The organism is Sphingobium sp. AntQ-1 (genome assembly GCF_028538045.1).
GTDB lineage: Bacteria > Pseudomonadota > Alphaproteobacteria > Sphingomonadales > Sphingomonadaceae > Sphingobium > Sphingobium cupriresistens.
Genome location: NZ_CP117160.1, coordinates 169,020 through 182,392, shown reverse-complemented (window position 1 = coordinate 182,392; position 13,373 = coordinate 169,020). Strand labels below are relative to the sequence as shown.

Here is a 13,373-nt window from a genome sequence, read left to right as displayed (position 1 = left end):
CCAGAGGATGCTGCATATGGGCGCCCGCGAGGCGCTGGCAACCCGCGAACGGCGGGCCGAGTTGCCGTGTGCCACGGCTGCCCGCACCACCCCTTGTTCGCGAGTTTCCCTCGGCTGTGCCTCGGTGCCAGCCCCTCTTTTGCGAGCGCCCGGAGGATGCGCATCCGGCGGAGAGACCGCCGGCACAGACAGAAAGGCTCGCTATCATGTCCACATCGCTTGCAGCCGCACTCGCGGCACTAGAGCTAGGGCACCTCGAACCCCGCGCTGAAGACCTGAGTGGCATGGCGCCGCCACCAACCGAGGCGCTGGAGCAGACCGTTACCGCAATCTGGAGCGATCTCTTCACAACGATGAGCAACACATCGATCGAGCGTGACATCGAAGATTTGGGCTGGGGACTGGTGAACCTCTTCCACCGCGCCGCCGCCAAGAAACACGGGCTGGTCGATCGGTTGACCGACGACATTCGCTTGCTCCTCGCCGAACAGGACGGCTCGGAAATCAGCACGGCCAATCTGGAGGAAAAGATCGATCTCGCCAAGAAGGTCGAGGAATCCGCGGGTGCCTTCGAAATCATGCGCGATGTCGCCGCCGCGCACTATATCCGGGAAACCGGGAGATCGTGGGTGCCATCGTCCGGCAACCGCATTTCGCTCGGTGTCACCGCCGGGATCGTCGACGGCCACGCCTTCCTGCGGGCGCGCCGCGAGCGGGCTTTGAACGCCAACACCGCGCAGGGTACGCCCGTTGTGTTCGCCGGTGGCCGCCTCACCTTCGCCAACGACTTGGATATGAAGACGTTCGCCGACAACCTGCTGGCCACCCTCAACAAGGTTCGCGCCCATGTCGGCGACATGTATCTCGTACACGGCGGCGATATGAAGGGTATCGAACGGCTTGCAGCGTCCTGGGCCGAGCAGAATGGCATCCAGCAGGTGCGGTTCGGTCTCGATCGCAAGCTCGGAGATCGCGCCGGCTTCCGTCGCAACGAGCAGATGCTCTCGCTCAAGCCGAGATTCGTGATCGCCTTCCAGGGCAATGGCGTGACGGAGCGGCTTGTCATCGAAGCCAAGGCTCGGGGACTCCGGGTCGTTGATCGTCGCGGCCCATTGGGAAGCCCTCCTTCAGCTGCTCGTCGCGGTGCGGGCTGAAGCCGCGGGCCGCCGGTTTGCCGGCGGCCCTTTTTGGCTCTGCTTACGGTTGTCCCATCGGAATTCCCGCCAGCGATAGGGGAGGGTGCCTAGGCGTGTTGGTTTGGCTGAATAGCGCCGGAATCCGTCGGCCGTGTCCGCAGCGTGGATCCATTTCAGTGTCCACCAGCCATCCGCGTTGCTCACGCCGCGCCGGCCGTCGCCTTGCCACAAATGAGAGAGAGATGATGATGCGCGATTTGCATGATGAGGAACTGCGCGCTCTGCTTGCATTCCGACAGCGCCATGGGCGCTGCTGGAAGGCCGCGTTGCTGTTGCGCTGGTCGGCCGGCACCGACGCCGATGAACCCGGTTCGGCGCATTTGCGCCATCTGCGCAATATCGGAGGACCGCGCTGGCTGATCGGGCTATCGGCCGCCACGCTCGATGACGCTGCGCGGCGTTTCGCCGGAAATATCGATCCGGTGCTGATCGACATTTTCATGGAGAATGCCACGGGCTTTGCCCGCGGCGCGTCGGCAAGCGTCGGGATCGCTCCGGCGAGTGCTGCACATTCGCTGGCCATCGCGATCGAACTCAGCCTCAAAGCCTTTCTGATGAAGGCGGGCTATGCCGACGACTGGAACCGTGTCCATATTCGGCATGACCTCGAAAAGGCTCTGGCGCTTGCGACGGAAGCAGGCCTGTCCGGCCTGCCTGTGGAATTGCCGGATCTCACAGCGATCCTTTCGCCGGCCTATAGTCACCACGAGATCGACGCGTTGTTCCGGGTCGGGGCGTCACCCTTCGATGTGGCCGACGCCTGTCTCTGCGTCGACCGTCTCCTTGCCGTGATCCGGGTGCAGATCGTGTAACAGGCCCCGCAACATCATCCGTGCGCGCACCACTCGAAAGGGATTTGCCAACCGATTGAAGCCAGAGACGGTTTTCCGACTAAACCCGCCGGACGGCCATCATGTCTTCTTGTCGTAGGGGCCGCCGGTGCTTCGCTGCGAACGACAAGTCGAACTGGAAAATGGGCTGACCAACGTTGGTCGGGCTATCGGGCGTAGATCGCTGCGGTGATAGGGCGCTGCTTCTGCAGTGGTTCCTGGGTTCATAGAACCAAAGCCACCTTCCCTTCTTTTTGACCTGATCCCTAAGTCGGTCGTTCGGTGCTTCCAACCCGCTCCCCTTCGGGCCGAGTTGCCGTGTTCCACGGCTGCCCGCACCACCCCTTGTGTCGGGGTTCCCCTACGCCGCTTGCGCGCTCCGGTGGAAGCACCGCCCATGCCCGCCTTTTTCGGGGGTCAGTCGAAGGGACGGTCCCTTTGGCACCCAAAAAGGAACCTCGACATGCAGAACCTCGTCATCCTCGCCGGCAATGTCGGCGCCACGCCGGAAGCCCGCACCACCCAGGGCGGCACCAAGATCACCCACTTCAGCCTCGCGACTTCGCGGCCCAAGCGAGACAGCAACGGCAAGGTCGTCAAGGACGACAATGGCCGCCGGATCGAAGATACCGAATGGCACCGGATCACCTGCTTCAACGGCGTCGGCAAGACCGTCGAGCAATATGTCGACAAGGGGATGAAGGTGATGGTGCGCGGTCGCATCCACTACACCCGCTGGACCGACAACGAGAATATCGAGCGGTACGGCGTCGAGATCATCGCCGACGAGGTGACCTTCCTCACCCGCGCCAAGCCCGCCAGTGGCGACCAAGGCGGCAATGACAGCTCGGTGGATGACGACGAAATTCCCTTCTGAGACCGGCGAAGCCCGGCGGCTCACGCCGCCGGGCCTTTTTGCTGTTTTCCGCAGCACGGTTCGGGATCGAGGAAAGTTCGGGAAATGGATCTGAACGAGCGCGACTAGGATATTGCCCTCCGCGTCCTCTCAGCGGCAGTGGCCCGCCGCATATCGGCTCCATCGCAGCACTGTGCCGCTCGCAATCATGGCGCAGCTGATATCGCCGATCGCTGGCGCGGCGCACCAGGCACCGGTGCGATCCCCTTTTGCATTGCCAGTCGATCGGCATTGGAGTCTTGGACCTGTGACAAGGATATGGCCTGTGGCGCTGCGCCCCTTCGCGCCGCCCAGCAACCGCACCAGCGTGTCGCGCGCGACAATCCCGCTGGCGCGCGGGCAGGGGTGTCCCGTGCGGCACGAGCCATCGATCTCCCGCGCCGCTATCCCAGCGAGCCGGATCCGTGGTCCCTCGCGACACCAGATCGGGCCATCGCCGTCCCAAACCCTGATCGGTGTGCAGGTGAACGACTGGCCGCCCTGCACGACCGCGACGGCAAGCAGAAATACAGCGAGCATCAGCGCTCAACCCGGACAGGGGTGTAAGTCATGCTTCAGGGAAGAGCGGCAATGTATCCGACCTCGTGGCGGGCTCGTCGGCGAGGATATCGTAGCAGCGCAACCGCATTGCCAGGTGTCGCGCCAACTCCGCCGTTGCACGGCGTCGTGCAACGGTATCGCCACACCCAATATCGGTGACGAGGGCCGGTTCGGCCGTGGCGAGCGACACCTCGAGGTGGAGGGCCAGACTGTCTTCATCGACTCGGAGCATGGCTGCAGAATAGAACAAAGAAAGAACACTTATCAAGTGTCGAGATCCAGCGAGCCATCCATTATTGCTTGGGTGACGCCAGGCATGACTGGACATCGCCCAGCGTCCCCAACAGCGTGCTGATCGCCAAGCCCTTCGCGATCAGCCGTAGAGCCGGTCATCCCACCAGATTGGTTCGGGGAGCTCGAAGCTGATTGTTTGCGCGTCGGGATGTGCTGGATTGATTAGGATGTTGCGTTCCACCCGCGCCGGGATCGAAGGCACCAGCAACAGCGCCGAGCGCCCTGCCGCGAACCACGCCTCGCCAAACGCCTTGCAGATGTCTTCGCGCTTGCCGTCCCACCCGGAGAATTTGGCGGTCGGGAAGACTTCATAGCTTACGCCGTTGGGGATCGTGATGCGGATATAATGCTGGTTGGGCGGCATCACCGTGTTCGCGTGGACGAGCTTTTCGAGCATCGCCGTCGAATAATGTTCTGACGTGTAGATGATCGGGCTGGCCGCGGTGTTCCACCGTCCCGGATAGAGCCGAGCGCCTTCGCTGTCATAGATGGGATGCGCGCCATCGGGATCGCCGATCCGAAAACAGGTCAGCACGCGGTCGGTGATCTGGGCGCTCACGCCCCGCCGCCGTAAGCCGCCCGTCCCAGCAGGTTGATGACGACATCGGCTCCCGGACCCGTCGCCAGCGCCACGTCGAGCGGTGGCTTGTTGTCGAGCATAGGGTGCGCGCGGCCGAGAAAGTCGCGGACCTTGGCGGGATCCTTATAGATATCGAGCGCGAAGCTGAACACCTTGGCGATCCGCGCCAGCTTGTCGCCTTCCTCGCTGGTCAGGCGCTTGGACGCGGATTTCTTGCGGCGATCAAGCGTCGCCTTGGGAATCAGGCGGAACTTGAAGCGGCTGTCATTGGGCGCGACCGTGTCTGCGAGATGGTCGAGCGCGCCGACCGGCAGGCCTTCGAGAATCGAATAGCTCAGCCCCAGGCGCGTGTCGCCCTTGCGGGGCGCAACCCCAAGCAGGGTCTCGATCGTCACGGGCTGGCTCGCCATCTGCTGCTCCTGTCTCATCTGATACCGATATATGTCTCATGTGAGGCAAACACAAGCAACCGGTGATATCCCTCCGGTGGGCCATGACCTCTTCGGGCCAACAGCTTCACCCCGCTCTTTGAGGCGCAATCCTTGGTCCGGCGGGCGGCCTAATGCGATCAACCCGTAAAGGGTCCGGTCGCTTCGCTACGGCTTTTGGCCTGCGGCAAAAAGTGATCCCGGCCACCCTCCGAACACTTCGGGCGCCAGTCGAGCGGGGATGAACCCGCCGGCTTTCAAGGAGCCTCGACATGTTCACCGACATCAAGATCGCCCGCCTCAATGCGCTCGGCCTCTCCAAGACCCTCATGATCGCGACGATGGTCATCGGGATCGGCAACCAGTTCGCCGTCATCACCGCCGACGACTTTGACGGCGACCTGGTCGTCATCAACGAATATGATCCGTTCGCGTGACACTTGCCGGGAGCCCCAGGGCTCCCGGCTCTGTCCAACATCAACGGGCATCGCGCGCTGTTTGCGCTCTCGAGCAACCGATTATCAACATGCGCGCGATACAAAGTTGGGATGAATGCCGAAACAAAGATTCTACCCCAAAGTGATGACGCATTGTGGAGCCGGGTGGTCCATGATGTGAACGCATGGCGCGGGGCCTGTCTGCAGTGTTTCTCCGCGGCCGAGGCTGGCGTGACCGAAACCTTGCTATCTTTGAGTACGGTGCCGGAGAAAGGTGCGGCCGTCCGTCTGCGTCATCTGACCGGGCAGCGGTTCGACGATATCGCGGCGGTACTTGGTACGGAAGGGGCCTTTGCCGCTGAGGGGAAAGCGGCGTTCAAAGCGATTGACGCTTTTCGTGTCCATGAGCGCCTTCGAACATTTCTGGCGCATCGAGTGGCAAAGATTGCGGTTGAGCGCACGGACAAGTGGATCGTGGTTTACCGTCAGGTCTCTATCCGTGCGCGGCAGCCCGAACGCACCATGCTTCTGGTCGAGGAAGCGGAAGGCCTTGAGATGCTCGCTGATATACGGCGGAAAAGCCAACAGCTCTGCTCAATTCTGGCAAACCTGCGCCACCAGTTGGTGAAATAGGCGTAGCACGCATCGCATATTGGACATGAAGCGAGGACGCTGGCGGCTCCGGCTTCGCCGGACCAGGCTCTAGGCTTGCGCCCCGAGCCCCGTGCGGGTCTCGGCCCATGGGGGTCACGATCCCTGCCGTGGTCGCGCAGTCAGCGGCACTCGGTAACGAGCAGCGCTGCGTCGTCGCTGCAAGGGGCTGGTCGACCAAGCGCAAGATGAGCTGGCGGGCATAGGCTCAGCCCGTCGCGCAGCGCTGCATCGTCGACCAGGATCCGCCACGGTCCACCATAGCGCCGGGCGGCCAGGTAGAAGGTCGCGCCATCGCACGCGACCATGCGGCATCGCTCCTGGCGATCGATCAACGACGCACTCCCGCCATAACGGGCGACCAGTTCGTCCAGGTCGGCGCGCATCAGGGCGCCGCAGCGGCGGCACTGGGTACGAACCAGAATCTGCAGGTGCTGCATCGCGCCGACGCTCGATGTCCAGTGCGGCCAAAGGGCAATGATCCGGGCGGTGTCTGTCATGATCGGAAGGATAGCGAAGCCCTCGCTCGCGCGTCCAGCAGCACGTCTGAAAAGTCGGCCATGCCGTTCCTTATTCCCTCTGACCGCCGCATCGACGTTCCCTTCCTGGCTTGGCGTCCTCGCCGCGGCACTTGCCAGCGCAAGCCCGGTGCCGGGCTTCTCCACATCCGTTGCGACCCTGTCGGGTGCGCGGGCGCGCTAGCCCCGGCGGTCCGGTCGCCTGTCGGAAGGCCCCGATCGGCGGGGTCTGACACAGCTTGGAAAGTCGAACGTCATGGCCGACCCCCAGAATGACAAAGTCCTATCCGCAGACCAGCGCATCGCGACCATCGCGCGGCTCAATGATGCTCTGCGCCAGTCCATCCATAACCCGGGCGTCAACCAGGTGGTCATGACCGCCGGGGTCGCCGAACTGATCGGCGATACCAGCCTGTTCCGCGGGTTCCAGCGCCGCGCCGAACTGCTGCGCACGGTGCGCGACTATGACGCCTTTGGTCCCGACGTCGATCCGCATGGCGAGCGTGATTTCGGTCGCTTCGAGTTCGCGGGCGAGGCCCTGTACTGGAAGGTCGATTATTATGATCGCGCGCTGACATATGGATCCCCTGACCCGACAGATCCCGATGTCACCATCCGCGTGCTGACGCTGCTTCTCACCCACGAATATTGAGCCATCATGGCCCCGACTCTGTCGGGGCCACCTTTTTACGGAAAGGATTCGCCGGTGCCGCGAGCGCGGATCGCCTTGCGCCACCCGGTTGCGCCCGGGGTCGGCCTGTCCAGATTTCCCATCTCTGGCGAGTGAACCCGGCCATCCCCCTGACCGGGGGGATAGCCGAAAAGTCTGCTTGAGCAGACTGTCGGCGGTGCCGCCTGACGTCCATTGGACCTTGTTCCCCGGCACGAGAGGGGAGGCTGCGCGGCGAGAGCGTCCGCGTTTTGCTGCGCGGTGAGGGGACCGATCGGTGTCTCTGGAACACGTTAAGGAGACCCGTTGTGGCCGATTATTTTTCCCGTCATCCAGACCATGCGTTCGTATTCGCGTTCGTCTGCTTCGCGATCACCGTTTACCTGTTTCGCTATGTCGGACCGGGTATCGGCGGGGGCGGCGACTGGTCGTCGCGCGACCATTATGAGCGCAACCTGCGCGATGGTCCCCACGACTATGAATCGTGAGGGTCCGGCGATCATGAAGACGATCGTCGTCAGCCTGCTGAAGGGCGGGGTCGGCAAGACCTTCCTCGCCACGCACCTCGCCTGGTATCTGGCCGAGCAAGGCGGCAATCGCGTCGCCTTTCTCGACCTTGATCCGCAGGGCAGTTCCACGCGGCGGCTCGCCAGCGAGCGGACCGGGTGGTTCGCCGCGGACCTGTTCGATCCCGAGGCGCGGCTCGAGCTTACCGATGCGCCCGGCATCACGGTCTTCGCCGCCGATCAGCGTCTGCAGATGGTCAAGGCGGCTGCGGATGTCCGCGATTTCCTCGGCCGGTTCCCTGCGCTTGGTGCCCATTTCGATCATATTGTCATCGACACCGGTCCCAAATGGGATGAGCTGACCTTGAGTGCGATGGCAGTGGCCGACGCAGTGATCGCGCCGGTCCAGGTCGCCGAGGATTCGATCGAATGCGCCAAGATGCTGCTCACCGCGCTCAAAAAGGCGGAAGGGGCGAGAGGCGGGCGCAAGGTCGATTTTCTCGGGCTGTTGCCCTCGATGGTCAATCCTTTCGACCGACGCGAAATGGACAATGCGGTCAAGCTCGCCCGCGCCGTTGGTGAGAAGCTGATGTTCCCCGCCTTCATCAAAGCGCGGCCGACCTACAAGCATTCGGCCGAACAGCATCATCCCGTCTGGCGCGAAACCGGCAGCGGCGCCAAGGCGGCGGCTGACGAAATCCGGCCGATCCTGGCCGAGATCGTTCGCCGGATGGACGACCGCCGCCAGAGTGCGGCGTGATGGGCAAGTTCGATCAGCGCGCCGAAGAGTTCGGACTGCTCGTCGGTCTCCATGATAGCGCGCGGCGCGTCGAGGATCTGCCGCTCGACTGGATCATGGCCGATCCGGAAAATCCGCGGCGCGTGTTCGACGAGACGGAGCTCAAGGATCTCGCTGCCTCGATTGCCGCGCGCGGCGTCCTGCAGCCGATCATCGTCGCCCCGAAAAACGGCGACGGCCTTCACGTCATCCGTGTCGGCGAGCGGCGCTTTCGGGCATCGCGCCTTGCCGGGCGCGAGACCATCCCGGCGATCGTGATGGCGGTGGTGAATCGCGCCGACACGCTCGCCGATCAGATTGTCGAGAATGATCAGCGCGCAGGCCTCACCCCCCATGATCTGGCGACCGGGATAGAACGCATGCTGGGTGCCGGCGTCACACAGGCGGAGATCGCCCGCGCGCTCGGCCGATCGAAGCAGTTCGTGTCGCTCTATGCCGCCTGTGCCGACATGGCGCCCTGGCTGCGGGCCGCGATCGACCAGATGCCGATCCGGTTGCTCTACGACCTCCACCGGGCTGCCCGTACTCATGGTGACGCGGTGCGCGCCTATGTTGAGCGGCTCGGCGATGAGAGCGTGACCCTGGCCGAAGGCGGCCGGTTTATCGCGGGACTCAAGGCATCCGAGGATCTGCCGGATGCCCGTCTGCGCGATGTGCGCGCGCTCTCGGAAGGGCAGGGCACAGTGCGCGCCGCACCGAGCCGGCCGGTTCGTGCCGGTGCCGGTTTGCGGTCGATGTTCGAAACGGAGGTGCCGCCGCAGCCTCGGCCGCTCGATGCGGTTCGGGTGACGGTGGGTGGGCGGACAGGACGTTTGATCCTGCCCGAGCGCGTTCGGGTGGCGTTCGACGACGGCGAGGAGGTCGAAGCGCCTGTTGCCGAGATCGCCATGGAGTAAACCATCGGCGGGGCAGGTCGGGGCGCATCCAATCACCCCTCACTCCGCGTCGAAACGATCGAGCTTTTCAGACAATTTTGACAGCCGTGCCCCTTTCTTCAGGGGCGCGGCTGTCTTCATTTTTGCAGGCGGAGGGAATTGGTTCGCTCGGAGATACTCTCTTTTCCCATCGAGGCCAGGTCGAGTTGGATGCGTTGCTTGAAGAGGGGGGAGTCTGTTTGAGCAGACTATAAGATGAGTGGTTTTAGGTGAGGGCCGGATAGGCTTGGCGCCGTCAATGTATGACAATAGTCTTGCGGACATGGCCGTCTTCAACGTCCGTCTGCCCGATGATCTCGCGGCACGCTTCGATGCCATGGCAAGGTCCGTTGGCGGTCGTTCGGCGCTCCTGCGCAAACTGATTGATCGTGCGCTGCACGAGGCTGGGGACACATCCTGCGAGACGGCTGTACCTCGGACCCGCACGACTGACCGGCTGCAGCTTCGGCTCATGCGCGAGGATATCATCCAGCTCGATGCGGCAGCCGATGCGCGCGGCCTCAAACGGACCGAATGGCTGGTGATGCTGTTGCGCCGACGGTTGCATGCGACTTCGCCGCCGCCGCGCGCCGACCGGGTGCTGATCGCGCAGTCCTGGCGAGAGCTCAACCGGATCGGCATCAATCTCAACCAGGCGGTCCATGCGCTACATGCCGCGACCATGGTGGATTCCCGTCTCGACCTTGCGCGCGAGGCCGCGCGGGTCGCTTCCTTCCGGGATGAGGTGGCCGATCAGCTGCGCGTGCTTGGCCGCGCGCTCAAGGGTGACATGGCTTATTGGGATACGGCCGATGAATGAGGATGACGACGGCGTTCTGCCGCTCCCCAGTTTGATGGAAGCCTGGCGACCGCCGACTGGCGGCAAGCGCAGCCTGCGCGGGGGGACGCTGCGGATCCGCTCGGGCGGGATGGGAAGGCGCGGGACCAATGCTTCGCCGCCACTGACGGCGGCGCAAGCGCGGGCCAAGCTCGAGCGGATCGTGCGCAAGGCGCCCGAGGTCATGGTCAAGATCTCGGGCAAGCAGCGTGGCGCCAGGCATCTTGCCGAGCATTTCGGTTACATCTCGCGTCACGGTAAGCTCGAAATCCGCAGCAGCGAAGGCGAGATCATCACCGAGGAAAAGCGCCTGAAGGCGATTGCTGCCGACTGGGACATGCTCGATCAGGCGATGAACGCGCATGGGAAGGATCGTCCGACCTCGATGTCGATGGTGTTGTCGATGCCCGGCGGTACGACCGATGCCGCGACTATCCATGATGCCGTCCAGGCGTTCGCGCGCGTCGAGTTCGAAGGGCAGTTCAGCTATATGGTGGCTCTGCACACCGACACCGCCCACCCCCATGTCCACTTGACCGTCGCGACGCAGGGCCAGGACGGGACGCGGTTCAATCCGCGCAAGGCCGACCTTCATCATTGGCGCGAGAGCTTCGCCCATGAATTGCGCCAGCGCGGCATCGCCGCCGAAGCGACCCCGCGCCGCGCGCGCGGCCATGTCCAGAAGCGGGTGCGGTCGTCGGCGCACCATCTGGAGGCGCGAACAGCGGGGCAGGGGAGGGAGCTGGATCTCAACCGGCTGATTGAGGAGCGCGCGCAGGAGTTTGCACGGTCACAGAACCCGGAGCGTCGGGTGGAGGATGTGCTGGCGCTGGGCCGACAGAAGCAGATCCGGGGGGCTTACGCAGATGCCGCGGCCGCGTTGGCGGCGACCGGGAAGGCCGAGGATCGCGCGTTGGCCGAGGATATAGCAGGGTTCGTGGCCGATATGCCGGCGGCGGTGTCGCGGCGATTGGAGCGGGCGCGGCAGATCATGATCGCCGATCGGAAAGCAGCGGATCTTCGCAGTCGAGAAAAGAAGGGCGAGGCCGTGCAACGACCCGACATTGACCCAGGTGCCCGTAAGCCACGGGATCGCGAGCGTTAGCAAGTGGCGTGGCGAACAGATGGCGAGGCGAAGGCAGCAAGTTCTGACCGGACAATAATTGCGCGGGCGACAGACCTATTGCGGGGCAGTTGTCGACCAACTCAGGCCATTTGAAATGGTAGGCGTGAATTTCTGGTTTTGGTCGAAGCGGCCATTCGCTGACGACCAGACAGCTTCGGCCATTCACATCTTTTAAACTTGCGTGCGCATTGGGTGTCTCACGTGGTGCTGGCTGAGGTCATTCAGATGATGCCACTTGAAGCGTCGTTGTGCGTTAGCGCCTTATGGAAATTATCCCGCCAGGGCATGACGACCTGCATCGCACGGCGAAGGCGCAAGCGAAGCTAGCGGCCAGCGCGGAGCAGCTTACCGATAGCGCCGCCGTTCAGGAGAGTAGCGCCGACAGGCGCACTGTCCTCGCTGCTGACCGCACGGTGCTGGCCGCTGAACGAACCTATGCCGCCTGGGTCAGGACCGGACTTGCTGCACTAGCGGCAGGTGTCGGCGCGCGGACGCTGTTGGAAAACGTCGTCGCTGCGCCATTGACGATGGCGACAGGCTCGCTGCTTATTCTGTTCAGCGGCTTCTGTTTCATCGCTGCCGTGTGGCGCGAAGTTGCTCCCGCCATTCGCCCATTGCCAGAAACCCGGCGGCTGCCCGCCTGGCTGCTCATCGGGATCAACGGATTTCTCGTCGTCGTCTCACTCGCCGCCCTGGTTGGAATCTGGCTGAGCTGAACCGCCTGTGCAGCGCCTCAGGACGCCGACCCCGCCACAAATGCCTTCCACGCTCCCATCGACCCAAGGAAAATATCCAGCTTCGTGAAACCATGCGCCTGGAGCCAACCTGCCGCGACTGTCGCCCGCGCGCCGCTCGCGCACATAAGCGTGTAGTGTCGCGTCACGTCCAGCGACCGGAAACGCTCGCGCAGATGCCCGATATAAATGTGCTCCGCACCATCCATTGGTTCTGCCTCCACTTCATCTTGTGCACGGACATCGAGCAACACCCACTCCTCTGGACGTTGATCGAGCCGCTGAGAAACGGTCTTAGCATCGACGAGAGGCAGCGATTGGAAGGAACGGCCCTTGGCAGCCAGACCCACCATATTGGTCACCGTACCCAGAATCTGATCGAAGCCTATGCGGCCGAGATGGACAGCGGCCTCCTGTGCCTGCGCCATGTCATCGGCGATCAAGATCAACCGGCTGTCTTCATCGAGAAACCAGCCCGCAAAAGCTGGGATCATCGAAACCGGTATGGCGAGGGCATTGGGAAGATGCGCACCGGCGAAAGCCGTTACTGACCGGATATCGATCATCCAGTCGGGCGCAAGCTGATCGAGATCAGCGAGGTTCAGGACTCCGGGGGCCGTAACTCGGGGCATGGCATCGGCCCCTTCGACGTTGAGCCGTTCCATGGTGGCAAAATAGGGCGGGATGTAATGCGTCTCTGCCAGCTTTGCCGCGATGAAGGCATCGCGGTCTGTGATTTTTAGCTTCGGGCTGTTGCGTCGTTCATGGCCGATCGTCGAAAATTCGCGGGACGCCATCCCCGACCCGCAGACTGATCCTGCGCCGTGGGCCGGGTAGACGATGGCCTGGTCGCCCAGCGCCAGCAATTTGCCGAGGCTGTCGAATAGCAATCCTGCAACTTCCTCAGCCCTTTCGGGATAGAAATCGGTCCGCCCCACGTCGCCGACAAAGAGCGCGTCGCCGGTGAAAACGCCGACGGCTCCATCAGGATAGCCCTTGTCGTGGATGACATAGGCCAGATGGTCATCGGTATGCCCGGGCGTTTCCATGGCCGTGATCGTCAGGTCGCCGCCGATCGCAAAGCAGTCCCCGTCACGCGCGGTCTGCGCATATTGAACGGGCCGAGCGGGGTTAGGTCCGTGCAGAACCCTGGCTCCGGTCAGGCCGGCGAGAATGGGGGCGCCCGATATCAAATCCTCGTTGCGATGCGTCTCGAAGATGTGCGTGATCTCCATGCCCGCAGCACGGGCCATCTCCAGATAACAGCTGCAATCGCGCCTTGGATCGATCACCGCCGCCTTGCTGCCGTCACCAATGAGGTAGGAGAGATGGGCAAGTCCCTCGGACTTGATGGGGCGAATGATCATAAGCACACCTCACTTTGCTGATCTTGGGA

The 13,373-nt window shown here is 63.3% G+C and carries 17 protein-coding genes; 12 read left to right on the top strand and 5 right to left on the bottom strand.

The annotated features are described in order from the left end of the window. The first annotated feature begins 206 nt into the window (after positions 1–206). The 3 genes from sphantq_RS23120 (at position 207) to sphantq_RS23110 (ending at position 2,903) form a co-directional block, all read left to right on the top strand. Positions 207–1,154 carry a DUF2493 domain-containing protein gene (locus sphantq_RS23120; protein WP_011950787.1) on the top strand — a complete coding sequence of 316 codons (948 nt, stop codon included), beginning with the start codon at positions 207–209 and terminating at the stop codon, positions 1,152–1,154. A 224-nt stretch (positions 1,155–1,378) separates the two neighbouring features. Further along, positions 1,379–2,008 (top strand): hypothetical protein, encoded by a 630-nt coding sequence (locus tag sphantq_RS23115; RefSeq protein ID WP_272800638.1) that lies wholly within the window; start codon positions 1,379–1,381, stop codon positions 2,006–2,008. A 481-nt stretch (positions 2,009–2,489) separates the two neighbouring features. Beyond that, positions 2,490–2,903 carry a single-stranded DNA-binding protein gene (locus tag sphantq_RS23110; protein WP_056769078.1) on the top strand — a complete coding sequence of 138 codons (414 nt, stop codon included), beginning with the start codon at positions 2,490–2,492 and terminating at the stop codon, positions 2,901–2,903. 129 nt (positions 2,904–3,032) lie between these two features. Here the strand turns inward: sphantq_RS23110 and sphantq_RS23105 are convergent, their stop codons facing one another. From sphantq_RS23105 to sphantq_RS23095, 3 genes are all read right to left on the bottom strand, one after another. Then, a complete protein-coding gene (locus sphantq_RS23105; RefSeq protein WP_272800637.1) occupies positions 3,033–3,461 on the bottom strand; it encodes a thermonuclease family protein in 429 nt (142 codons plus the stop codon). Between the two features lie 394 nt (positions 3,462–3,855). Continuing rightward, positions 3,856–4,335, bottom strand: a complete 480-nt coding sequence (locus tag sphantq_RS23100; protein WP_272800636.1) for an RES family NAD+ phosphorylase — start codon at positions 4,333–4,335, stop codon at positions 3,856–3,858. Continuing rightward, positions 4,332–4,766: an antitoxin Xre-like helix-turn-helix domain-containing protein gene (locus sphantq_RS23095; RefSeq protein ID WP_272800635.1), complete on the bottom strand. Its 435-nt coding sequence runs from the start codon at positions 4,764–4,766 to the stop codon at positions 4,332–4,334. The genes sphantq_RS23100 and sphantq_RS23095 overlap by 4 nt, the downstream gene beginning before the upstream one ends. A 290-nt stretch (positions 4,767–5,056) precedes the next feature. On the opposite strand from sphantq_RS23095, the gene sphantq_RS23090 reads away from it, so the two are divergent. Further along, positions 5,057–5,221 (top strand): hypothetical protein, encoded by a 165-nt coding sequence (locus sphantq_RS23090; RefSeq protein WP_170271947.1) that lies wholly within the window; start codon positions 5,057–5,059, stop codon positions 5,219–5,221. Between the two features lie 111 nt (positions 5,222–5,332). Further along, on the top strand, positions 5,333–5,854 hold the full coding sequence (locus sphantq_RS23085; protein WP_272800634.1) for a hypothetical protein: 522 nt from the start codon (positions 5,333–5,335) through the stop codon (positions 5,852–5,854). Between the two features lie 140 nt (positions 5,855–5,994). Here the strand turns inward: sphantq_RS23085 and sphantq_RS23080 are convergent, their stop codons facing one another. Continuing rightward, positions 5,995–6,372, bottom strand: coding sequence for a hypothetical protein (locus sphantq_RS23080; protein ID WP_272800633.1), 378 nt, complete (start codon positions 6,370–6,372; stop codon positions 5,995–5,997). 274 nt (positions 6,373–6,646) lie between these two features. Here sphantq_RS23080 and sphantq_RS23075 point away from each other — a divergent pair, with 274 nt between their 5' ends. The 7 genes from sphantq_RS23075 (at position 6,647) to sphantq_RS23045 (ending at position 11,959) form a co-directional block, all read left to right on the top strand. Next, the gene (locus tag sphantq_RS23075) at positions 6,647–7,042 is read left to right on the top strand and encodes a DUF3768 domain-containing protein (protein WP_272800632.1); all 396 of its coding nucleotides are present in this window, start codon (positions 6,647–6,649) and stop codon (positions 7,040–7,042) included. A gap of 326 nt (positions 7,043–7,368) precedes the next feature. Beyond that, positions 7,369–7,548 (top strand): hypothetical protein, encoded by a 180-nt coding sequence (locus sphantq_RS23070; protein ID WP_066532566.1) that lies wholly within the window; start codon positions 7,369–7,371, stop codon positions 7,546–7,548. Between the two features lie 13 nt (positions 7,549–7,561). Then, positions 7,562–8,326, top strand: a complete 765-nt coding sequence (locus sphantq_RS23065; RefSeq protein WP_272800631.1) for a ParA family protein — start codon at positions 7,562–7,564, stop codon at positions 8,324–8,326. Continuing rightward, positions 8,326–9,261, top strand: a complete 936-nt coding sequence (locus sphantq_RS23060; RefSeq protein ID WP_272800736.1) for a ParB/RepB/Spo0J family partition protein — start codon at positions 8,326–8,328, stop codon at positions 9,259–9,261. The genes sphantq_RS23065 and sphantq_RS23060 overlap by 1 nt, the downstream gene beginning before the upstream one ends. A 301-nt stretch (positions 9,262–9,562) precedes the next feature. Next, complete coding sequence (locus sphantq_RS23055) at positions 9,563–10,099, top strand: hypothetical protein (RefSeq protein WP_272800630.1); 537 nt, start codon at positions 9,563–9,565, stop codon at positions 10,097–10,099. Then, positions 10,092–11,222 (top strand): relaxase/mobilization nuclease domain-containing protein, encoded by a 1,131-nt coding sequence (locus sphantq_RS23050; RefSeq protein WP_272800629.1) that lies wholly within the window; start codon positions 10,092–10,094, stop codon positions 11,220–11,222. The genes sphantq_RS23055 and sphantq_RS23050 overlap by 8 nt, the downstream gene beginning before the upstream one ends. A gap of 284 nt (positions 11,223–11,506) precedes the next feature. Beyond that, entirely contained in the window at positions 11,507–11,959 is a 453-nt protein-coding gene (locus tag sphantq_RS23045) for a DUF202 domain-containing protein (RefSeq protein WP_272800628.1), read from the top strand. A 17-nt stretch (positions 11,960–11,976) separates the two neighbouring features. Here the strand turns inward: sphantq_RS23045 and sphantq_RS23040 are convergent, their stop codons facing one another. After that, positions 11,977–13,344, bottom strand: coding sequence for an MBL fold metallo-hydrolase (locus tag sphantq_RS23040; RefSeq protein WP_272800627.1), 1,368 nt, complete (start codon positions 13,342–13,344; stop codon positions 11,977–11,979). Positions 13,345–13,373: the final 29 nt, after the last annotated feature.